Genomic DNA, 21195 nt, shown 5'->3' on the forward strand with positions numbered 1-21195 from the left:
TACTTTGGTTCATCACAACCGTTCGTAAGCGGCTTCCACTTTCATCAAATGACGCGGCGCCTGCGGTGCGGGATGATATTTGCGCACGTGCCAGTTAAAGGCTTCCGGCGACAGGTTGTTAATCATCGCGATGGCCTGCTGACGGTTGCTGGAGAAGGTGCGCAGCAGCGCGCCGGTGCCGTTGACATAGGCGATGATGGTGGCGTAGCGCAGCGTGACGGGATTGGCGATCCCTTTAAGCTGTTGTTTTTGCAAGATGGCCAGATAGGCGGCGCCGAGATCGATATTGGTGTCAGGATCCCGCAGGTCATCGTCATCCGGGCAGCCGCGTTTCCCTTTGTAGCGATAGGCGTCGCAGCCGGCGGTATCGGCTTTCAGCTGCATCAGGCCGATCGCATTGGACTTGCTGACGGCGGCGGGGTTGAAGCCGGACTCCACCTGGATCATGGCGGTGATCAGCTTGGCGTCCACGCCGTATTCGCTGGCGGCGTCTTTGATGGCGCCATCAAAGGCGTGGCGATCGTAGCTGACGCGCTGTTTCTTGCCGGCGCAGCCCGCCAGCACCAGCATGAAGCAAAGCATGCCCAGCCGTGACCAGTGTGAGAAAGAGGGTTTCATGGTGCTCCGTGCTTGTCTGTTTTTTAACGGCGTTAACCGGCGGCCGGGGTCTCCGGCGTTGTCATCATAACGTCAGGCAATGGAAGGGAGCAATGCGCGGAAAGGAAAAGCCCTCTTCGGCGAAGAGGGCTTGGGGAGGGATTACAGGGTATCCGGATCCGGCCCGAGGCGGTTGCCGACGTCCAGTTTGGCGATCTCGCCCAGTTCGTCCTTATCGAGTTTGAAATCAAACACCTCGAAGTTTTCGCGAATGCGCGACGGCGTGACCGATTTCGGGATCACGATGAGGCCGCTGTCCAGGTGCCAGCGCACCACGATCTGCGCCGGCGTTTTCTCGTATTTTTCGGCCAACGCTTTGATCAGCGGCTGGTCGAACACCCCTTCGCCGCCTTGCGCCAGCGGGCTCCAGGATTCGGTGGCGATGTGATGGGTGGCGTTCCAGGCGCGCAGCTGGCGCTGTTGCAGCAGCGGGTGCAGTTCGATCTGATTGACCACCGGCGCTACGTTGGTTTCATCCAGCAGGCGCTGCAGGTGCGGCGTATGGAAGTTGCACACGCCGATGCTTTTCACCAAGCCTTGATCGCGCAGCTTGATCAGTTCGCGCCAGGCGGAGACGTATTGATCCTGCTGCGGGCGCGGCCAGTGGATCAGATACAGATCCACATAGTCCAGCTTGAGTTTTTCCAGGCTGGTTTCCAGCGCCGCCAGCGGATCGCCCTGATCGTCGTTCCACAGCTTGGTGGTGATGAACAGGTCGCTGCGCGGCAGCGAGCTGGCCTGCAGCGCGGCGCCCACGCCTTCCTCGTTCTTGTAGATCGCGGCGGTATCGATGGAGCGGTAACCGATCTCCAGCGCTTTGCTCACCGCGCGGGTGGTCTCTTCAATACTCGCCTGCCAAACGCCGAGACCCAACTGCGGCATCAGATTACCATCGTGGAGTTTGATGATGGGTTGTTGCGTTGTCATGCGCATCTCCTTGTGTACGGATTGCGGCGCCGAAACGGCTATAGATAAATTCTAGTTGGCAAAATGGGCGGTTGCCGGGTTTGCCAGCCTAATTTCAGCGGTGACGGGAGGGCGACTTTCTCCCCGCTCTCCCTGCGAATGAGCGGTAAGACGGGTGGTACGAAACGATCGGCGGCGCATTGAGGCGCCCGGCGATCGGCCGGGCGCAGGATGCCAGACGGAGACTAAAGCCTAGCAAAAAATCGCCGTTTTGCGATCAACGAGCCGCTTCGTAAATGCGGCGGCTGACGTCCAGGGTGATGTCCTGGTGCTCGCCTAAGGCGGTCATGCCGTGCTGATGCAGCTTGTCGAGCAGCGCCGGAATGCTGCTGCCGTCGAGCCCATAATCCGCCATGCGGGTCGGCACGCCCATTTGTTCGAAGAAGGCGCGGGTGGCGGCGATGGCGCCGTCGATGCGGCTCTCTTCGCTGCCTTCGCGCAGGCCCCAGACGCGTTCAGCGTACTGCAGCAGTTTTTCGCGCTTCTGCGCTTTCTTCTCGTGCAGCAGCGCAGGCAGCACGATGGCCAGCGTTTGCGCATGGTCGAGATCGTGCATGGCGGTCAGCTCGTGGCCCAGCATGTGAGTCGCCCAGTCCTGCGGCACGCCGGCGCCGATCAGGCCGTTCAGCGCCATGGTGGCGCTCCACATCACGTTGGCGCGCACCGCATAGTTTTCCGGCTCGGCCAGCGCGCGCGGGCCGTCTTCCAGCAGGGTCAGCAGCAGGCCTTCGGCGAAACGATCCTGCACCTTGGCATCGACCGGGTAGGTCAAATACTGTTCCAGGGTGTGTACGAAGGCGTCGACCACGCCATTGGCTACCTGGCGCGGCGGCAGCGAGTAGGTCACCACCGGATCCAGCACGGCGAAGCGCGGCTGCACCAGCGGCGAGAAGAAGTGCTGCTTGTCGCCGCTGCTTTTACGAGTGATCACGGCACCGCTGTTGGATTCTGAACCGGTGGCCGGCAGTGTCAGCACGCAGCCCATCGGCACCGCGTCGGTGATGTGGCTGCCGACGGTTTGCAGAATGTGCCAGGCGTCGCTGCTGGCCGTATAGCGGGCGGCGGCGGCGATGAACTTGGTGCCGTCAACCACTGAACCGCCGCCGACCGCCAGCAGGAAATCGATGTTTTCCGCTTTCACCACCTCGACCGCTTTCATCAGCGTTTCGTAGGTCGGGTTAGGCTCGATGCCGGAGAACTCCCGCACGTCGCGGCCGGCCAGCGCGCTATGCACCTGATCCAGCACGCCGTTTTTCTTTACGCTGCCGCCACCGTAGGTGATCAGGATGCGTGCGTCCGCCGGGATCTGGCCGGCCACGTCGGCAATTTGCTCCTTGCCGAACAGGATTTTGGTTGGGGTATGCAGAATGAAGTTTTGCATGGCTAATTTCTCTCTTTCTGTCAGGCGGGCGCCAAAGCGGCGCAAAGGTGTCTGGCCCGTATTGTCAGGAAGCGGGCGGCAACGCACAATGCATATTCCTGTCGGGTTCTTGCCTATTCCTACAAGTCGCTGTAGAAATAGAGAGTTTTAAATTATTATTTATGCCGAATCGTTCTGACTGTAAGAGGGTGTTTCCGTGATTGAAATCGATGCGCTGCGCGGCCGCATGGCGCGCCAGGCGATGGCTATCGCCAGCGGCAATGGCTACACGCCGTCGCCGGTGCCGCGGGTGAAGATTTTGTATGTCGATCGCCACAGTCCGCGTCAGCCGGTGATGTATGAACCGGGGATCGTCATCGTTTTTCAGGGGCACAAGGTCGGTTATTGCGGCAATAAGAAGTTCCAATACGATCCGCGCAACTACCTGCTGATGACGGTGCCGCTGCCGTTTGAATGCGAAACCTTCGCCAGCCCGGAACTGCCGCTGGTTGGGTTGGCGGTCAATATCGATACCCAAATGCTGCAGGACTTGCTGATCGACATCGGCGACGACGACTACCTGATGCAACCGCGGGCGGAGAGCAACGGGGTGAACCTGGCGGAAATGACGGAAGAGTTGCTGTGCGCCACCGAGCGTCTGCTGGACGTGATGGCCAATCCGCTCGACGCCAGGGTGCTGGGGCCGCAGATCGTACGGGAGATTCTCTACTATGTGCTGCGCGGCGCCTGCGGCGCCTCGCTGCAGGAGCTGGTGAATCGCCATACCCACTTCAGCCAGATCGCCAAGGCGCTGCGGCGCATAGAAAATCAGTATGCTGACAATCTCAACGTCGAGCAGCTGGCCGGCGAAGTCAATATGAGCGTGTCGGCGTTCCATCACAACTTCAAGGCGGTGACCAACACTTCGCCGCTGCAGTATGTGAAGTCGTACCGGCTGCACAAGGCGCGCCTGCTGATGGTGCATGACGGCCTGAAGGCCAGCACCGCGGCGATCCGCGTCGGCTACGAAAGCGCGTCGCAGTTCAGCCGCGAGTTCAAACGGCTGTTCGGCATGACACCGAGCGACGAAGTCGCCCGGCTGCGCGACGCCAACCCGCTGCTGCTGGAGGGGTGAGTCGCCGCCGGGCGGCGAGTTATGGGGTCAATACGATCTTGCCGAACGGCCCGCGATCGAGGTGATCCAACGCCTGGGGCAGTTGATCTAAGCGGTATACCTGGTCGATCACCGGTTGCAGTTTGACGGCGTCCACGGCGCGCACCAGGTCTTCCAGCGCGCGGCGGTGGCCGACGCCGATGCCCTGAATCACTGCGGATTTCAATAGCAATGGGCCGGCGGGGGCGGAGATTTCGTTGCCTTCCAGAATGCCGATTACCGAGATACGTCCTCCCACCGCCACGGCCCGCACCGAGTTGCCGAGATTAGTGCCGCCCACGGTATCCACCACATGGTCGATGCCGCGATCCTGGGTCAGCTGATAGACCTTCTCCCCCCAGTCGCCATGCAGACGATTGATGCCGTGGTCGGCGCCCAGCGCCTTGGCGCGCGCCAATTTTTCGTCGCTGCCGGAAGTGACGTACACCTCGGCACCCTGCGCTTTGGCGATCTGCAGCGCGAACAGCGCCACGCCGCCGGTGCCTTGCACCAATACCGAGTCGCCGGCGCGCAGTCTGCCTTGCTCCACCAGTGCGAACCAGGCGGTCAGCCCGGCGCACGGCAAGGTGCTGGCCTGAGCATCGTCCAGCGACGCCGGCGCCGCCACCAGCCAATCTTCATGCAGTATCACGTATTCCGCCAGCACGCCCTGATAAAAACCGCCGAGGGTGTGATAAGGCACCCGGCGCGCATCGCCGTAGGGTTTTTGCTCGCCGTCGAGCCAACCGGGGCTGAAGGTGGAAATGACGCGCGCGCCGGGCTGAAAGCGGCTGACGCCGGGACCGATGGCATCGACCTCGCCGGCCATGTCCGAGACGGGAGTGAACGGCTGCGGCAGCGTGAGCCCCATGCCGCTTTCTATCATCAGTTTGTCACGGTAATTGAGTGAGATAGCCTTCACTTTCACTCTGATTTCGTGCGGCCCCGGCTGTGGGATGGCGCTTACGCTCAGCTGCAGGTGCTCACGCCCCAGGGTGCCCATCGTCCAGCGTTGCATGGTGTTGGTCATGATGTTCTCCAAAGTCAGCGATTAACAGACCTGCCGATAATATCGTTGATGAAGGTTCGCCAGTGGCGATAAGATTTCCGCAGATTGTTTCTTTCAGAGCGACAAATCATGAGCGATCGGTTGAACGGCATTTCGGTATTCGTTACCGCCGTGGAGGCGGGCAGTTTTGCAGTGGCGGCCAGCCGGCTGCATCTTTCGCGTTCGGCGGTCGGCAAAACCATCGCCCGGTTGGAGCAGCGGCTGGGGGTGCGGCTGTTTCATCGCACCACGCGCAGCCAGAGCCTGACCGACGACGGTGCGCTGTTCTACGAGCGTTGCCTGCGGGCGCTGGAGGAGATCCGCGGCGCAGAAACGCTGCTGGAGTCGGGAAAACGACAGGTCAGCGGCCGGCTGCGGGTGTCGATGCCGGTGCTGTTTGGCCGCATGTGCATTGCGCCGCTGCTGACCGAACTGACGCGCGAGCATCCTGGGTTGGAGTTGGAGCTATCGTTCAGCGATCGGGTGGTGGACCTGATTGAGGACGGTTTCGATATGGCGATTCGCAACGGTACACTGGCCAACAGCAGCGGCTTGGTGGCGCGGCGTATCGGCGATCACCGCATGGCGCTGTGCGCCTCGCCGGCCTATCTGCAGCGTCGCGGCGAACCGCATAACATTGAGCAGTTGGCGCAGCATGAGGCGGTGACCTACATGCGCGCCGGCGCGCGGCGCAGCTGGCGGGTGCTGGACGAAGGCGGCAAGCCGCAGGAGGTGATGCCGAACAACCGGCTGCAGATGGACGACCTGCAGGCCATTGCGGATGCGGCGACGGCAGGATTCGGTATCGCCTGGCTGCCGTGCTGGCTGGTGCGTGAACAGCTGCTGAGCGGGGCGTTGGTGCGCTTGCTGCGCGATCGGCCGGGTGCGGCCTTTGAAGCGCATGCGGTATGGCCGCACACGCCCCATCTGCCGCTGAAGGTGCGGCTGGCGGTGGATACGCTGGTGAGCAAGTTGCCCCCCAGCCTGGCGCTGGTCGAAAAGGCGCTATAACGCGCCGGGCTTAAGACGAGGCGGCGCGCTTCTTGCGCCAGATCACCAACATGGCGCCCAATAAGCCGACGAACAGCAGCAGCAGCGGCAGCAACATCAAGCCGGTCATCACCTGACTTTCGTGGCGTTTCACCAGCGGGATTTGGCTGAAAGCGTAGCCGAGGCCCACCAGCGCACAGACCCAGATCGCCGCGCTCAGCCAGTTGAACACCTGAAAGCGCGAGCTATTGAGCCCGGAGATGCCGGCCATGGTTGGCAGCAGTGTGCGCACGAAACCGAGGAAACGGCCGATCAGCAGCGCCGTCAGCCCATGGCGGTTGAACAGGCTGTGCGCGCGCTGGTGGTATTGCGCCGGCAACTGCAGCAGCCAGCCTTTTACCAGGCTGGTATGGCCCAGCCAGCGGCCCTGGATATAACTCAGCCAGCAGCCGAGGCCGGCGGCGGCGGTCAAAATCAGCAGAGTGGGGGCAAAGCCCATCACGCCTTTGGCGATCAGCGCACCCGACAGCAGCAGCAGGCTGTCGCCGGGGAGGAAGGAGGCGGGCAGCAGTCCGTTTTCCAAAAACAGGGTGGTGAAAAGCACGGCGTAAACCACCCAAATCACGCTTGGATCGGCGAGGGCGACAAAGTCCTGCTGCCAAAGCGCATGAATAATATCTCGTAATACATCCATTTTATGTCCTGTTGCATGCCGGTTGCGCCCGGGGTCACGTTCTCCAGGATGCGGCGGTTACCGTATCTGACAGTTACCCGGTTAGTGTACCGCTAATAGCTTAAGCCGACATTAAACGAGACGAAGAAAATTACCGGAATCCGCCTTAGCGCACGCCACTGAGGCGATCGAAACCGGCGGCCAGATCGGCGATCAGGTCTTCGACGTTCTCCAGGCCGATGTGTAAGCGCACCAGCGTGCCGGAGAAGTCGACGCCGCCCGCCGGGCGGATCGCTTCCAGTTCTTCCGGTTGGTTGGCCAGGATCAGCGACTCGAAGCCGCCCCAGGAGTAGGCCATGCTGAAGTGGCTGAAGTTGTCCAGGTAAGCGGCCAACTGCGTATCGTCCAGCCGTTCCTTCAGCACGAAAGAGAACAGTCCGTTGCAGCCGCTGAAGTCGCGGCGGTAGAACTCGTGGCCCTTGCAGCTCGGCAGGGCCGGATGATTGACCGTCGCCACCTCCGGCCGCGCGGCCAGCCAGTTGGCGACCTCGATGCTGCTGCGTTCGTGCTGTTTCAGCCGCACGCTCAGGGTGCGCAGGCCGCGGCTCGCCATGTAGGCGGTGTCGGCATCCACCATCTGCCCCATCAGATAGGAGTACTCGCGCAGTTGGTCCCAACAGCGCGCGTTGGCGACGGCGGTACCGAGCATGTAATCGGAATGGCCGATCAGGTACTTGGTGCCGGCCTGAATAGAAATGTCGATGTCGAAATCCAGCGCCTTGAACAGCACGCCCGCCGCCCAGGTGTTGTCGATCATGATCACCACGTCCGGCGCCACGGCGCGAATGGCCTGCACCATGGCCGGGATATCCTGCACTTCCAGGGTGATGGAACCGGGGGACTCAAGGAACACCACGCGAGTATTGGGTTGGATCAGATTGGCGATGTCGGCGCCGATCAGCGGATCGAAATAGGTGGTGCTGACGTTCATGCGGCCGAGGATATGGGTGCAGAAATCCTGGGTCGGCTCGTACACCGAGCCTGTGACCAGCAGGTGATCGCCGGCGCCGACGAACGACAGGATCGCATTGGCCACCGCCGCCGCGCCGCAAGGGTACAGCACGCAGCCGGCGCCGCCCTCAAGCTCCACCATCGCATCCTGCAGCGCAAAGTGGGTCAGGGTACCGCGTCGGCCATAAAACAGCTCGCCGTGGGCGCGCTGTGCGGTGGCGTGTTTTTTGGCGGCGACGGAGTCGAAGACCAGGGAAGAGGCGCGTTGCGTAACGGGATTGACGGAGCCCTGGGTGTAGCGTTTGCCGCGGCCGGCGCCGATCAGCGTGGTTTCGATGTGTTTTGACGTCATGGTACCTGGCTCACCTCTGGTTGCTCTGCACGTGCCCGTTTGCGATAGCCCTTACGTTAGCATGAGTTAATATAGCCATCCAGACGTTTTAACTTCTGGATATAGAAACGGCTATAATTGGCTGCCGGTCACGCATTTCTCGCGTCATCCTTCTGCCGAGTGGGAAGAGAGAAGCCCATTCCTCGGCTGAGGCGCCGTTCGGCAGCGTGGTCTTGTTGCACCGTTGTGGGATAAAAGTAACGAAATCGCCCTATAAAAGGGGCTTTTAGCGCTGAACGGACGCGGATTGGCACTTTGCGGCTAGGCTGTCTAAAATTTTCTCGTTTATTTGGTAAATAATAATGAGAACTACTATCAATCCCCGGTTGGTTTGATATGATCGCACGCTGAATTATTCCTTAATTTTGATCGGTAATGGGTGGAGGCACAGCGTGAAAACGGCTGGCAAGAATTTAAATCAAGGATCGTTCGGTCAGGGCCGGGCGCAGTGGGGCAAGGCCTTTGGCCGCAGCCTGATGGCTTCTATGGTGCTGGTCGTGGGGCTGGCCGGCAGCGCGCAGGCCGCGCCGGCGACCAACCCGGCCGTTACCGAAAGCGTTGCGCCGAGCACCGCGCCGGCAGCCGCCGCGCCTGAGAGCATCACGCCGGTGAACCCGGCACCAACGATCCAACCACCGGAAACTCGCGGCATGGACCTGTCCGTCTGGGGCATGTATCAGCACGCCGACGCGGTGGTGAAAGCGGTGATGATCGGCCTGGTGTTGGCCTCGATCGTGACCTGGACCATTCTATTCTCCAAGGGCAGCGAACTGCTGCGTGCCAAGCGCCGTCTGCGCCGCGAACAGCTGACGCTGGCCGAAGCGCGTTCTCTGGATGAAGCCTCCGAACTGGCGCAAAACTTCTCACCGGAGAGCGTCAGCGCGGTATTGCTGAACGACGCGCAAAATGAGCTGGAGCTGTCTGCGGAATCCAACGACAACAACGGCATCAAAGAGCGCACCGGTTTCCGCCTCGAGCGCCGCGTAGCGGCCTACAGCCGCAACATGGGCCGCGGCAACGGTTTCCTGGCCACCATCGGCGCCATCTCGCCGTTCGTCGGTCTGTTCGGTACCGTGTGGGGCATCATGAACAGCTTCATCGGCATCGCCCATTCGCAGACCACCAACCTGGCGGTCGTGGCGCCGGGCATCGCGGAAGCGCTGTTGGCGACCGCACTAGGTCTGGTCGCGGCTATCCCTGCCGTCGTTATCTACAACATCTTCGCTCGCGTCATCAGCGGCCATCGCGCCCAGGTGGGCGACGTAGCGGCACAGGTCTTGCTGCTGCAGGGCCGTGATTTGGATCTGGCCGCGACGGCGGAAGCCAAGCGCTCACAGCACGCACACCAACTGCGGGCGGGGTGAGTCATGGCGATGCGCTTAAATGAAGATCTGGACGACAGCGGCGAACTGCATGAAATCAACGTAACGCCGTTTATCGACGTCATGTTGGTGCTGTTGATCATCTTTATGGTGGCCGCGCCGCTGGCAACGGTAGATATCCGCGTCGATCTGCCGGCCTCCTCCGCCAAGCCGCAGCCGCGGCCGGAGAAACCGGTGTTCCTGTCGGTGAAGGCCGACAAGCAGCTCTACGTCGGCGATCAGCCGGTGAATGCCGATCAGCTGACTTCGGTGCTGGATCAACGCACTCAGGCGAACAAAGAAACCACCATCTTCTTCCAGGCGGACAAGAGCGTGGACTATGAAACGCTGATGAGCGTGATGGACACTCTGCGTAAAGCCGGCTACCTGAAAGTGGGGCTGGTGGGCATGGAAGGCGCCGCCAAATAGCGGGCTGATGAAACAGAAAAGGGCGCTTCGGCGCCCTTTTTTACTGGTTCAGAGATATCACTCTCCGGCCAACAAAGCCCGGGAACCGGCATGGCGCCAGCGGATACGGCCCGGCAGATAAAGCGCGTTCTGTTCCAGCGGCCGCTCGTCGATCAGTGCGGTGACTTGGTCGAAGCTATATTGCGCCAACGCCCGGCAGTCCTGTGCGACGGTGTCGATCTTCAGCGTCATGCAGTCGAACAGGTAGTGATCGTCGAAGCTGCACAGGTGGATGTCGCTCTCCATCAGCTGATGTTGAGTCAGATAACGCAATACCCCTTCCAACAGGCCGCAGGCGGCGGTAAACAGCGCTTTGGGCGGCCGCCCCAACTGTGCGCAAAGCTGAGCGAACATCTCGTAACCTGAGCTGGGATGATAGTTGCCGTTGATGATCCATTCCGGTTTGCACGTTATGCCGGCGCGCTGCAGGCCAAGCTGGAAACCGGCCAGCCGATCGCGGGTCGGCGAAATGCGCGGCTGCCCGCCGAGAAAATAGATCTCGTCCGGATGTTGGCGCGCGACCTTTTCCACCAGGTCGGCGGTCGAGTTGACCGAATCGGTGATCACCAGCGGCAGTTCGGAACCGGCGATCAGACGATCCATCTGCACCACCGGTAGCCCGGCGTTGATCTTCTGGTATTCGGCATCGTTCAACTGGCTGGAGGCGACGATCAAGCCGTCCACCTGCCGCTGCACCAGACTGTTCACCGCCATCATTTCCTGCGCTGGGTTTTCATCGGTGCAGGCGATCAACAGCTGCAGCCCGGCTTCGCGGCATAGCGTTTCCAGCTCGCGCGAAATCACCGCAAAACCGTAGTTGGTCATCTCCGGTACGACCAACCCCAGCGTGTGGCTGCGGTTGGAGCGCAAAGAGCGGGCGTGGATGCTGGGCTGATAATGGTGTTCGTGCGCCAGCGCCAGAATGCGATCGCGGGTGTCGTCGGACACCCGGTATTCCTTGCTGCGGCCGTTCAGCACCAGGCTGGCGGTCGATTTCGACACCCCGGCCAGCGTGGCGATGTCACTGATGGTAATGCGTTTATTTTTTTTCACTGACGCCATCTGAAGTCATCGGAGGATGCGTCATTCTAGCATGCATGGCGTCAGCGGCCAGTATTCCAACGCCAGCGGCGCGCTCCCGCACAGCCGCAGTTGCGGCTCACCAGCCGGGAAGTAGCGTGCGCTCATCACCGCCTCGCCATGATTGATGAAAATCTCCACGCTGGAACGATCGAACAGCAGTTGCAGATGCGTGACCGGGCCGCGCCAGTAACGGTGCTCCGGCCGGCCGTCGGCCAGGGAAGCACGCGTCAGCTGCAGCCTTTCGCCGTCCCAGTTCAGCGTCATCGCGTCGCCAAAGGTTGCGTTGAACGGGCCCTGTGGCGTTAATTGCAGCTCTGCGGCGCCCAGTGCGTAGACGGGGGCGTCATCGGCGCGCCCCTGCCAGCATGTTGGTTCGCCGCGCAGCTGTTGCAGCTCGCGTGCCGGGCGCTGGTGGAGGCGGCCATGCTGCAGCAACAGCTCGCGCGGGCAGGTCATGGTGTGGAGCCAGCCGTAAAGGCGCGTCGGATGGGCTTCTTCATCTTGTTCGGGTACGCCCATCCAGCCGAACATCAGGCGGCGACCATCTTCCGCCAGCGTTGTCTGCGGCGCATAAAACTCGAAGCCGGCGTCCAGTTCGCGAAATTCGCCGTGACGGAAGGCTGCCTGCTGGTAATCCAGCTTGCCGAGCAGATAACCGGCCTGATAGCGATTGAGGTAACGTTCTGACTGCGGCGCCAGTCCCTGCGGGCAGCAGATCAACACCTCGTCACCGTCCAACGAGAACAGATCCGGGCACTCCCACATGTAGCCGAATTCACTCAGACCGTTCAGGCCGGAACCGGCGATTTCTCCCAGCGCTTGCCAGTCGCGCAGATCGCTGGAACGACATAGCAGCACCTTACCGCGATCCTGCAAGTCACGTGCGCCGAGCACCATGTACCAGTCATTTTGATGACGCCACACTTTCGGATCGCGTACGTGACCGCTGTAGCCCTCCGGCAGCGGCAGCACCGGCCCGAGTTTGCGATATTCGCCCCGCTCGCTTTCCTGAGCCAGGCATTGGTAGGCGGTGCGTGAGCCGTCTGGGAATTTCACGTTGCCAGTGTAGATCAGCGTGATTTTGTCTTCCGCCACCACGGCCGAGCCGGAGTAACAGCCGTGGCTGTCGTAACAGGCGCCGGGCGCCAGGGCGATCGGCTGGTGCTCCCAATGCAGTAAATCGGCTGACTGCCAGTGTCCCCAGCATTTGTTGCGGTGATCGCAACCCAGCGGATTCCACTGATAAAACAGATGATAAATGCCGTTGTGCTGGATAAAGCCGTTGGGATCGTTCAGCAGGCCAACGCTGGGTGCCAGATGCCAGTCCGGTCGGTGCGGATCGCGCCGCGCGAGCGGCTGGCCGTTCATTAACGCCCGCATTGCCTGCTTGATTAAGCTGAGTTCTTCCATCATTGCGCGTCCGTTTTGTATTTCAGCAATAGGGAGAGGACAAAGGCGCTGCCAAAGGCGATCGCCAGACCAATGATATAGCTGACCAGAGAACTGGCCTGCACGATCGCCATGCCGGGGATCGCCGTCAGCCCGACCGCGTTCATGCCGACATGGTTGGCCACCACCCAGGCACCGCCGAGCGCTCCGCCCGCCAGCGCCGCCAGAAACGGTTTCACGAAGCGCAGGTTGATGCCAAACAGCGCCGCCTCGGTGATGCCGAGCATGGCGGAAAAGGCCGAAGGTACCGCAATGGCTTTGATTTTGGCGTCGCGGGTTTTGAAATAAACCGCCAGACAGGCGCCGCCCTGAGCGATGTTGGCCATCGACCAGATCGGCAGCAGGAAGTTGACGCCGATATTGGGGTTGCCGAGCAGCCCGGCCTCTACCGCGTGGAAACTGTGGTGGATGCCGGTGATGACGATAGCGGAATAGAGACCGCCGAACAGCAGCCCGGCGAACCACCCCGCATGGACAATCAGCGTGCTGAGCACGAAGGAGATGCCGTCGCCCAGCGCCCGACCGGCGGGGCCGATAAACAGCAGGGCGACAAAGCCTGAGATGACCACCGTCAGGAACGGCGTCAGGATCAGATCGAGCGCGTTGGGGATCACCTTGCGCAGGCGTTTTTCCAACAGGCTCATGAACCATACCGTCAGCAGCACCGGGAACACGGTGCCCTGATAGCCGATCATGGCGATTTCCAGACCGAAGAGGTTCATGGTGTGGAACCCTCCGGCGACGCCCCAGGCGTTGGTCAACGCCGGATGTGTCAAAATGCCGCCGAGCGTGGCGCCCAGATAAGGGTTGCCGCCGAATTCGCGTGCGGCGGTGAAACCGATCAGAATCGGCAGGATAATGAACGCCGCCGAGCTGAACATATCCAGCATGATGAACAACGCACTGTCGGCATCGGCCCAGCCGTAGGTTTTCACCATGCCGAGCAGCCCCATTAACAGACCGGAAGCGACGATCGCCGGGATGATTGGCACGAAGATGTTCGACAGCAGGCGGGCGATGCGCTGCAGCGGGTTGAGTTTTTTCGCCGCGATATCGGCGGCTTCGGCCTTGCTGGATTCGCTGACGCCTGCCGCCTTGATGAATTCCGCATGCACCTTGTTGACCAGCCCGGTGCCGAAGATCACCTGGATCTGGCCAGCGTTGCTGAAGCAGCCTTTGACGCCGTCCAGTTTGCCGATGGCCTCTTTGTCCACCTTGCTGTCGTCCACCAGCACCAGGCGTAAGCGCGTGGCGCAGTGGGCGGCGCTGGCGATGTTCTCTTTACCGCCGAGCAGCGGCAACAGCGCGTTGGCGGTTGCGGTAATGTCCATGTTGTCCCCTTGCTAAATTAAAATGTCGCCGTGCAGTTTGCGGCGCAATTCCGTGAATCGGTGTCAGAAGAAATACTTGAATCTGGCGCGCACGCCGTAACGCTGGTCGTTGTCGCCGTTGGCGATCTTGTTCTCGGCGTTGGCTTCCAGCAGCGAAACATAGGCGCCTAAATACACATTGAAATTCTTCATATTCATAATATTAGGTATCTGATACGACGCATGAACGGTGTGGATGTCGTAGTTGCCCGGCTCGCTGAGCGGATTGTGGATATCGGCGGCGATCCCGGCGGTATTGAACTCTTGGATGTTGTTATGGGCATAGATATAACCCAGTTCGAAGCGCCGCCACAGCACGTTGACGCCAGCGGTAAAGTCTTGCTCGCCTGACGCATCCAGATAGGCGGTGCTCAGGTTGGCCACCATGCCGTTATCCGGATCGGCCGCGTTGGTGTTCCAGCTCATGGTCATGCCGTAGCCGTTGCGCTTCGATTGATCGACGAAGCGGCCCTGGCTGTCCTGATAGCCGTAGGCATTATTCACCACGTTGCTTTCCATCGCCGCCGCGATGCTGAAGGCATCTTTCTTCCAGGCGATCACCGGGCGCAAATAGGCGACGTTTTTCTTATTGTCCAGCGCATTGCCGTGGTAGCTGCTGTCCTGGAACAGCGAGGTGCCGTCTTCCACCAGCGTGTTCAGTTCGAAATAGACATCCCCGGCGTATTTGCTCAACATCAGGTTCCCGCCGCTGCTGCTGCGGCCACGGCCTTCTTTCATCATATAGATATAGCCAAAGCCGTCAGCGTACAGATCGTTGGCGGTATTGCCGGAGTATTGAATGAAGGTGTCCTGATTCAGCGGGAACATGTCGTAGGCTTCGAAGCGGCCGATTTTGGTTTGCCAGTTCTTTTCATTGCCGAAGAAGAAAGCTGCATCGTCCAGGTTCATTTTGCCGGTCATGTCCGCCAGCGGCTGGACGCTGAAGCCGGAAAAGTTGCCGCCCGGATTGCGGCGATAGCCGTCCAGTCCCACCAGAATGCGGCCGTTGATATCCCAGCGCTCTTTGTTGCCGGGTTTCCAATCCTTGTGATCGCTGCCTTTCAACGACGTCAACTGGCCGCTGCGGCTGGCGCCGTCCAGATTGAACTCCACGTCGCCGTACACCTTCAGATCGTTGAAGCCGTTCAGTTTCAGCGCGCCGGTCGAGGGAGATTGCGTTTCCGGCGCGGCGGCACGTTGCGCGACCTGAGCGGTTTGCCTTTCGGTGTTGGCGGTGCGCTGTTCCAGCTGTTGCGCCCGACGTTCAGCCGCCGTGGCGCGGGTTTCTGCCTGTGTGGCGCGCCGTTCCGCCTGCGCCAGACGTTGTTCCAGCGCGTTGAGACGCGCCTCGATACTATTGCCGCTCGAGGCCGCTGCGTTGGAAGCGGAGAGGAAAAGCCCTGTTGTTATCGCCAAATAGCTGAGTTTTTTCATCATCGTCTATCATCCGGGAAGGGTTGTTATTATTTTTTGCTAAATTGCTAAACCGGTTTTTCAAGGCGAAAGATAGCGATCGAGAAGCGGACTGGCAATCAAGTTTGCTAACCCGATTCAGCTATTGTGATCGAGTACGCAAATCGTGGGCTAAAAGACCACGGCGCTAAGGAGAGCGCCGTGGACGCAGAGAGTCAACGCAGGAAAGCAGCCAACTCGTCGGCGCAGGGCAGGGCGGTCATGGCGCCTTTGGCGGTGGTGGCCAGCGCGCCGCAGGCCTGAGCCTGAGCGATGATCGCCGACCATTGTGCTTCTTGCGGCAATTCGTGAAGACGTGCCAGCGCCGCTAACAGCCCGGCGACGAAGGCATCGCCGGCGCCGGTGGTATCTACCGGCACGACAGGCGGAGCGGGGAAATGGCGCAGACGATGCCCATCGTGTACGCAGACGCCATCGCCGCCCAGCGTTACCAGCAGCAGGCGCAGCGGATAGGTTTGCATCATCCAGCGAATGGCGTTCTCCAGATCGTCAAGATGGCTGATAAAAGCCAGCTCTTCGCGCGACAGTTTCACCACGTCCGCCAGCAGCAGCGCCTTTTGCAGACAGGGGCGCAGCGCTTCCGGCTGGCGCCAGACCTCTTCGCGGATGTTGGGATCGAAACTGACCCGGCCACCGGCCGCCCGGATGCGTTCCATCGCGGCAAAGGCCGCGCTGCGGCTGGGTTCCTGAGAGAGCGCGATGGAGCAGAGGTGCAGCCATTCCCCCTGTTGGAAAACCGGCAGATCGTCGGGCTGCAAAAACAGATCGGCGCTGGGCTGCACCATAAACGTGAATGAACGCTCACCCTGCTGATCGAGATCCACCACGACCGTGGAGGTGTGATGTTCGGGATCCGGCCGCATATGGCCGATATCCACCCCTTCATCGCTTAGCACCTGCTGCAAAAAGGCGCCGAAGCTGTCTTGCCCCACCCGGCCGATAAAGGCGCTGTCGCCACCGAGGCGGGCGATACCTACCGCCACGTTAGCCGGCGCGCCACCGGGGCATTTGAGATAGCCGTTGGCATTTTCCGGCACCAGGTCGATCACGGCGTCGCCCAGTACCCATACGCGATTCATCATGCATAATCCCTGTTTTTGTCCTTGTTAGATGGGTTGCTAAAATAGAAGAACCGGTTTAGCAAGGCAATGAAATAATGCGTTAAGGTGTTTGGAGGGTGAGGAAGATCAATCTTTCTGCTTGGCCTGGGGGAAGGGAGTCTGCCCCGCGAACCGGCGCGGGGCGAGATAACGGGGTGGCTTAGCCCATCTTCGGGTAGACGCCGGGGCCGATTGGCAACCCAAGCGCATACCAGGCCAGCAGCAGCAAAATCCACACGCTGAAGAACACCAAAGGATAGGGCAGGATCAGCACGTAATAGGTGCCGAGCTGCGCGTCTTTGCGGTAGCGCTGCAGGAAGCCGAGGAACAGCGGCAGGAACGGCGACATTGGCGCCAGCGGCAACACCGCAGAGTCGGCGATGCGAAAGATCATCTGGGCGAATGCCGGGTGAAAGCCGAGCAACATAAACATCGGCACGAAGATCGGCGCCAGAATCGACCAGATCGCCGAGCCGCTGGCGATGAACATGCACAGGAAGGCGGAGAGGAACATCAGGCCGAGAAACGCCGGTGCGCCGCTCATGCCGGCGGCTTCCAGCATGTCGGTCAGGCCGACGGCCATAAACTTGCCCATGTTGCTCCAGTTAAAGAACGCCACGAACTGCGACAGCGGAAACACCATCACGATAAAACCCGCCATGCTTTTCATCGGATCGAGCAAGTGGTGGGGAATATCGTCCGGCCGCCGGATCTGTTTGGTGACCACGCCATAGGTAATGGCGACGGTGAAGAAGAACAGGATGATGATCGGCACAATGCCCTTGATGAACGGGGAAGGGATCACCGAACCGGTGTGCGGATCGCGCAGCGGCGCGGCCTCCGGCACCACCAGGGCGGCGATGATGGCGATAAACACCAGTGCGGCGATGCCGCTCATCATCAGCCCCCGGTTCTGCAGCGGGGTCAGCGCTGCGATTTTGTCTTCGGCGCTGCCTTGCCACTTCGGCAGTCGGGGCTCGATAAACTTGTCGGTGAGCAGTGCGCCGGCGATGGTCAGCACGATCACGGAGGTGGCCATAAAGTACCAGTTGTCGATTACGCTGACGTGAACCGCGCCGTCCACCGCCTTGGTGGCTTCGGTGCTGATGCCGGAAAGCAATACGTCGGTGGTGACGATCAACAGGTTGGCGGTAAAGCCGGAGGCGACGCCGGCGATCGCCGCCAGCAGCCCGGCTATCGGGTGGCGGCCCACCGCGATAAACATCAGCGCGCCAAGCGGCGGCATCACCACCAGCGCGGCGTCCGATGATATATGGCTGAAGAAGGCGATAAACAGCACCATATAGCTGGCGTAGCGGGCGCTGACGCGCGAGGCCATTTTGTACATCAGCGCCTGCAGCAGGCCGACCTTTTCTGCCAGGCCGGCGCCTATCACCAGCGCCAAAATAGCCCCCAGCGGCGCAAAGCTGCTGAAGTTATGGATGATGTTGGGGAATATCCATTGCATGCCCGCCACGCTCATCAGGTTATTTACCTTGATGAGTTCGCCGGTGGCCGGGTTTTTCACCGCCACGTCGAGCCAGGAAAACAGTGCGGTGGCCAGCATAAGCACCAGGATCAAATAGACGAACAGGAGAAACGGATTGGGGATCTTATTGCCGATGCGTTCTACCCAGTAAAAAACGCGTCCGGGGCTTTTATTGATTGGCGTTGTGGCCTCACTCATGATTTTACCCTCTGTGTTTGCTCTGTTGTGTGATTGTTATTATTTGATTTATTTATAATTATGTTTATTGACCCGGTTGCCCGGGCCCTGTCTGTTCATGTTATTTCAATGGCGATGGTTGCACCCCCTGTGGGATTGGGCAGCGGTACGGCTGTTCGGCGCGCTGGCGCTCGAACTCGCTGCGGCAGCGCGCCAGCAGGGCGCTGTCGCTCAGCAGATCGATGGCGGTCGCCGCCATCACCTTGCCGGCCAGGCACATGCCCTTATGGGCGATAGCGGTGCGGCCCTGCGCCACCAGTTGCCAGGTGTGCAGCGGAGTGCCGAGTGCGAAACAGGGACTGAAGCATTGGGCGGTCGGCGTCACCCAGCTCACGTCGCCAACGTCGGTAGAGCCGTACAGCAGGTCGTCGGATTCCACATAAGGCGCGACCTCGTCCATCAGTACCTTATCTCCCAGCAGTTGCACCCACTCGCGCCCGGCCGCGCCGCCGGTGCGGGCAATATTGAGTTTGGCGTTGCGCAGATCGTCGCGGCTCAGCGTCTGGCGGATTTCCTTGGCGAAGCGGCGTTCGGCGTCGCTGTACTCGGGCAGACCGAAATCGCACAGGTTTTGATACATCGCCCGTTCCAGACTGCGGTTCGGCACATAGTTGGAGCAGGCTTTGTCGAAGCGCACTTCCATCTGGGTGTCAGTCATCAGCGCTGCGCCCTTGGCGATGTTGATCACCCGTTGGTAAATGTCCTGCGCCTGATCGAGCTGCGGCGCGCGGATCAGGTACAACACTTCGGCGTCGGCCTGCACCACGTTGGGCGAGCTGCCGCCGGTGTTGGTGACCGCGTAGTGCAGCCGCGCTTCCTGCACGATATGTTCGCGCAGGAAGTTGGCGCCGGTATTCATCAGCGTCACCGCGTCCAGCGCGCTGCGCCCCAGGTGCGGCGAGTTGGCGGCATGGGCGGCGACGCCCTTGAAGTGAAACGCCGCCTGAATGTTGGCCAGCGTGCTGGTATTGAACATGCCGCTGAAGCCTTCCGGGTGCCAGGTGAGGGCGGCGTCGACGTCGTCGAACAGGCCTTCGCGCACCATAAAGGTCTTGCCGGAGCCGCCTTCTTCGCCCGGGCAGCCGTAGAAGCGCAGGGTGCCGGTCAGCCGGTTCTGCTGCATCCACGCCTTGGCGGCGAAGGCGCCGGCCAGCGCCGCGGTGCCCAGCAGGTTGTGGCCGCAACCATGACCGTTGCCGTTTTCCACCAGCGGCTGTGGCGTGGCGCAACCGGCCTGCTGGCTCAGCCCGGCCAGCGCGTCGTACTCGCCCAGCAGCGCGATGACAGGGTGGCCGCTGCCGTAGCTGGCGATAAACGCCGTCTCGATGTCGCCCACGCCGCGTTCAACCGAAAAGCCTTCCTGCTCCAGCGCATCGGCCAGCAGCGTAGCGGAATAGGTCTCGTTGAAGCGCGTTTCCGGATGGTCCCAAATCGCGTCGCTCAGCGCGCTGAAGCGGGGTTGGCGTTGGTCAATGTAGTCGCCGATAAATGCCTGCCGTTGTGGATTGCTCATGCTTCGCTCCCGAATGTCGGCAGATTCAGCGCCAGCGACGCCAGCGTTTTCACCGCCACCGCCATCACCTGCTCGTTGAAGTCAAATTTTTCGTTATGGTGCCCGGCGCTCAGCTCGGTGCCGAAAATGACGTATGAGGCCTGGCCGCCGTGCGATTTCACCCGTTCCATCATGTAGGTGGCGTCTTCTGAGCCGGCGGCCTGTTCGCGGCGATCGACCACCGAGGCCAGCTCGGTTATCTGCTGCGCCTGGCGGCGGATGTAATCCACCCACGGTTGGGTCGGTTTGCTGCTCTGCGCCGCGCCCATCAGCGCGATATCGCAGGCGACGCCGTGCATCCTGGCGGCACCTTCGATGGCGTTCAGCGCCTGTTGATAAACGAACGCGTTGATCTCATTGGTGGCGCCGCGCGTTTCTACCTTCATAAACGCCCGATCGGCGATCACGTTGCGGCCGGTGCCGGCCTGCAGCACGCCGACATTGATGCGCGAGCTGCCTTCGCTGTGGCGTGGGATGGCGTAAAGCCCCAGCGTAGCCTGCGCCGCTGCCAGCAGCGCGTTGCGACCGTCTTCCGGCTTGGCGCCGGCGTGCGAGGCGACGCCGCGAAAGGTGACGTCCAGCTTGCTGGTGGCCATAAAGCTGTCGCTGCCGCACACCAGCTCACCGGCCGGCACGCCGGTGCCGATATGCACCGCGGTGAAGAAATCGACGTCGTCCACCACGCCGGCCTCTACCATCGATTTAGCGCCGCGTGTGCCTTCTTCTGCCGGCTGGAAGATCAGTTTGACGGTGCCGTTAAGCTGGGGCTCCAGGCTTTTGAACACGTGCGCCAGCCCCAGCCCGATGGTGGTATGGCCGTCATGACCGCATGCATGCATCATGCCGCTGTTGCAAGAGGCGAAGCCTTCACGAAACGGCAAATGTTCGGGTTCCAGCAATTCGTTGAGATCGAGGGCGTCCATATCCACGCGGTAGGCGATTGTTGGGCCGGGGCGGCCGGTATCGAGCGTTGCGACGATGCCGGCGAAGCCGCCGGAAAAGTGCGGCAGCCATTTCTCCAACGCCCCCTGATTGCGGGCGCGCTGTTCCTGCGCTTCCAGCTCGGCGGGAGAGGGCAGCCCCATGCGCGCCTCTGCCTTGATGACCTCGCGGCCCAGCTGCAGGTGATAACCCAGCCGATCGAGTTCTTCCGCCACCAGGGTGGCGGTGCGGAACTCAAACCAGCCGGACTCGGCATAGCGATGGAAGTCGCGGCGCCAGGCCTGCAATTGCGGGTACAAATCGGCCACCAACATCGAAAGCGAATTAGTCATAGTGATATCTCATAAGTTATCGCGCGCTGGATCGCTCCAGGCAGCAGTTATGCTCTGAACTGAAATCAGACGGTGAAGCTATTGCAAAGA

At 61.0% G+C, this 21195-nt stretch carries 18 protein-coding genes; 4 read left to right on the top strand and 14 right to left on the bottom strand.

Annotated elements, in window-relative coordinates:
- Window positions 1-12: 12 nt before the first annotated feature.
- The 3 genes from AAIE04_RS24015 to yqhD form a co-directional block, all read right to left on the bottom strand.
- A complete protein-coding gene (locus tag AAIE04_RS24015) occupies window positions 13-618 on the bottom strand; it encodes a transglycosylase SLT domain-containing protein (protein ID WP_154747318.1) in 606 nt (201 codons plus the stop codon).
- Between the two features lie 141 nt (window positions 619-759).
- On the bottom strand, window positions 760-1584 hold the full coding sequence (gene dkgA, locus AAIE04_RS24020) for a 2,5-didehydrogluconate reductase DkgA (RefSeq protein WP_019453048.1): 825 nt from the start codon (window positions 1582-1584) through the stop codon (window positions 760-762).
- A 256-nt stretch (window positions 1585-1840) separates the two neighbouring features.
- Window positions 1841-3004, bottom strand: coding sequence for an alcohol dehydrogenase (gene yqhD, locus AAIE04_RS24025; RefSeq protein WP_498577800.1), 1164 nt, complete (start codon window positions 3002-3004; stop codon window positions 1841-1843).
- A gap of 226 nt (window positions 3005-3230) precedes the next feature.
- Here yqhD and AAIE04_RS24030 point away from each other — a divergent pair, with 226 nt between their 5' ends.
- On the top strand, window positions 3231-4118 hold the full coding sequence (locus AAIE04_RS24030; protein ID WP_248004807.1) for an AraC family transcriptional regulator: 888 nt from the start codon (window positions 3231-3233) through the stop codon (window positions 4116-4118).
- Window positions 4119-4137: 19 nt separating this feature from the next.
- On the opposite strand, the gene AAIE04_RS24035 is transcribed toward AAIE04_RS24030, so the two are convergent.
- On the bottom strand, window positions 4138-5166 hold the full coding sequence (locus tag AAIE04_RS24035) for a zinc-dependent alcohol dehydrogenase family protein (protein ID WP_498577801.1): 1029 nt from the start codon (window positions 5164-5166) through the stop codon (window positions 4138-4140).
- Window positions 5167-5274: 108 nt separating this feature from the next.
- Between AAIE04_RS24035 and AAIE04_RS24040 the strand changes: the two genes are divergently transcribed.
- The gene (locus tag AAIE04_RS24040) at window positions 5275-6195 is read left to right on the top strand and encodes a LysR family transcriptional regulator (protein WP_498577802.1); all 921 of its coding nucleotides are present in this window, start codon (window positions 5275-5277) and stop codon (window positions 6193-6195) included.
- A gap of 10 nt (window positions 6196-6205) precedes the next feature.
- Here the strand turns inward: AAIE04_RS24040 and AAIE04_RS24045 are convergent, their stop codons facing one another.
- Entirely contained in the window at window positions 6206-6868 is a 663-nt protein-coding gene (locus tag AAIE04_RS24045) for a DedA family protein (RefSeq protein WP_498577803.1), read from the bottom strand.
- Between the two features lie 145 nt (window positions 6869-7013).
- On the bottom strand, window positions 7014-8210 hold the full coding sequence (metC, locus tag AAIE04_RS24050; protein ID WP_019453042.1) for a cystathionine beta-lyase: 1197 nt from the start codon (window positions 8208-8210) through the stop codon (window positions 7014-7016).
- Window positions 8211-8641: 431 nt separating this feature from the next.
- Between metC and exbB the strand changes: the two genes are divergently transcribed.
- Window positions 8642-9613 (top strand): tol-pal system-associated acyl-CoA thioesterase, encoded by a 972-nt coding sequence (gene exbB / locus AAIE04_RS24055; protein WP_074055071.1) that lies wholly within the window; start codon window positions 8642-8644, stop codon window positions 9611-9613.
- A gap of 3 nt (window positions 9614-9616) precedes the next feature.
- A complete protein-coding gene (exbD, locus tag AAIE04_RS24060; protein WP_004937307.1) occupies window positions 9617-10039 on the top strand; it encodes a TonB system transport protein ExbD in 423 nt (140 codons plus the stop codon).
- 57 nt (window positions 10040-10096) lie between these two features.
- Here the strand turns inward: exbD and AAIE04_RS24065 are convergent, their stop codons facing one another.
- The 8 genes from AAIE04_RS24065 to AAIE04_RS24100 all read right to left on the bottom strand — a co-directional run bounded on the left by AAIE04_RS24065 (window position 10097) and on the right by AAIE04_RS24100 (window position 21105).
- Complete coding sequence (locus AAIE04_RS24065; protein WP_063918737.1) at window positions 10097-11140, bottom strand: LacI family DNA-binding transcriptional regulator; 1044 nt, start codon at window positions 11138-11140, stop codon at window positions 10097-10099.
- 21 nt (window positions 11141-11161) lie between these two features.
- Window positions 11162-12571: a sucrose-6-phosphate hydrolase gene (locus tag AAIE04_RS24070; protein WP_498577817.1), complete on the bottom strand. Its 1410-nt coding sequence runs from the start codon at window positions 12569-12571 to the stop codon at window positions 11162-11164.
- On the bottom strand, window positions 12571-13941 hold the full coding sequence (locus AAIE04_RS24075) for a sucrose-specific PTS transporter subunit IIBC (protein WP_063918739.1): 1371 nt from the start codon (window positions 13939-13941) through the stop codon (window positions 12571-12573). The genes AAIE04_RS24070 and AAIE04_RS24075 overlap by 1 nt, the downstream gene beginning before the upstream one ends.
- 63 nt (window positions 13942-14004) lie before the next feature.
- Window positions 14005-15414: a carbohydrate porin gene (locus AAIE04_RS24080; RefSeq protein WP_498577818.1), complete on the bottom strand. Its 1410-nt coding sequence runs from the start codon at window positions 15412-15414 to the stop codon at window positions 14005-14007.
- Window positions 15415-15608: 194 nt separating this feature from the next.
- Window positions 15609-16535 (bottom strand): fructokinase, encoded by a 927-nt coding sequence (gene cscK / locus AAIE04_RS24085; protein WP_154747323.1) that lies wholly within the window; start codon window positions 16533-16535, stop codon window positions 15609-15611.
- Window positions 16536-16713: 178 nt separating this feature from the next.
- On the bottom strand, window positions 16714-18240 hold the full coding sequence (abgT, locus tag AAIE04_RS24090; RefSeq protein WP_198636849.1) for a p-aminobenzoyl-glutamate transporter: 1527 nt from the start codon (window positions 18238-18240) through the stop codon (window positions 16714-16716).
- A 100-nt stretch (window positions 18241-18340) separates the two neighbouring features.
- A complete protein-coding gene (locus AAIE04_RS24095; RefSeq protein WP_498577804.1) occupies window positions 18341-19792 on the bottom strand; it encodes a M20 family metallopeptidase in 1452 nt (483 codons plus the stop codon).
- Window positions 19789-21105, bottom strand: a complete 1317-nt coding sequence (locus tag AAIE04_RS24100) for a M20 family metallo-hydrolase (protein ID WP_498577805.1) — start codon at window positions 21103-21105, stop codon at window positions 19789-19791. Before AAIE04_RS24100 ends, AAIE04_RS24095 begins: the two co-directional genes overlap by 4 nt.
- Window positions 21106-21195: the final 90 nt, after the last annotated feature.

The organism is Serratia sp. Ae19-1, from assembly GCF_059801225.1.

What these genes read in the sequence shown, in the direction of transcription:
- AAIE04_RS24035 (WP_498577801.1), bottom strand. Translation starts at nt 5,166, where the DNA reads ATGACCAACACCATGCAACGCTGGACGATGGGCACCCTGGGGCGTGAG.
- AAIE04_RS24100 (WP_498577805.1), bottom strand. Translation starts at nt 21,105, where the DNA reads ATGACTAATTCGCTTTCGATGTTGGTGGCCGATTTGTACCCGCAATTG.
- AAIE04_RS24045 (WP_498577803.1), bottom strand. Translation starts at nt 6,868, where the DNA reads ATGGATGTATTACGAGATATTATTCATGCGCTTTGGCAGCAGGACTTT.
- AAIE04_RS24065 (WP_063918737.1), bottom strand. Translation starts at nt 11,140, where the DNA reads ATGGCGTCAGTGAAAAAAAATAAACGCATTACCATCAGTGACATCGCC.
- AAIE04_RS24030 (WP_248004807.1), top strand. Translation starts at nt 3,231, where the DNA reads ATGGCGCGCCAGGCGATGGCTATCGCCAGCGGCAATGGCTACACGCCG.
- cscK (WP_154747323.1), bottom strand. Translation starts at nt 16,535, where the DNA reads ATGATGAATCGCGTATGGGTACTGGGCGACGCCGTGATCGACCTGGTG.
- AAIE04_RS24080 (WP_498577818.1), bottom strand. Translation starts at nt 15,414, where the DNA reads ATGAAAAAACTCAGCTATTTGGCGATAACAACAGGGCTTTTCCTCTCC.
- AAIE04_RS24070 (WP_498577817.1), bottom strand. Translation starts at nt 12,571, where the DNA reads ATGGAAGAACTCAGCTTAATCAAGCAGGCAATGCGGGCGTTAATGAAC.
- AAIE04_RS24075 (WP_063918739.1), bottom strand. Translation starts at nt 13,941, where the DNA reads ATGGACATTACCGCAACCGCCAACGCGCTGTTGCCGCTGCTCGGCGGT.
- abgT (WP_198636849.1), bottom strand. Translation starts at nt 18,240, where the DNA reads ATGAGTGAGGCCACAACGCCAATCAATAAAAGCCCCGGACGCGTTTTT.
- exbD (WP_004937307.1), top strand. Translation starts at nt 9,617, where the DNA reads ATGGCGATGCGCTTAAATGAAGATCTGGACGACAGCGGCGAACTGCAT.
- AAIE04_RS24095 (WP_498577804.1), bottom strand. Translation starts at nt 19,792, where the DNA reads ATGAGCAATCCACAACGGCAGGCATTTATCGGCGACTACATTGACCAA.
- yqhD (WP_498577800.1), bottom strand. Translation starts at nt 3,004, where the DNA reads ATGCAAAACTTCATTCTGCATACCCCAACCAAAATCCTGTTCGGCAAG.
- metC (WP_019453042.1), bottom strand. Translation starts at nt 8,210, where the DNA reads ATGACGTCAAAACACATCGAAACCACGCTGATCGGCGCCGGCCGCGGC.
- AAIE04_RS24015 (WP_154747318.1), bottom strand. Translation starts at nt 618, where the DNA reads ATGAAACCCTCTTTCTCACACTGGTCACGGCTGGGCATGCTTTGCTTC.
- AAIE04_RS24040 (WP_498577802.1), top strand. Translation starts at nt 5,275, where the DNA reads ATGAGCGATCGGTTGAACGGCATTTCGGTATTCGTTACCGCCGTGGAG.
- dkgA (WP_019453048.1), bottom strand. Translation starts at nt 1,584, where the DNA reads ATGACAACGCAACAACCCATCATCAAACTCCACGATGGTAATCTGATG.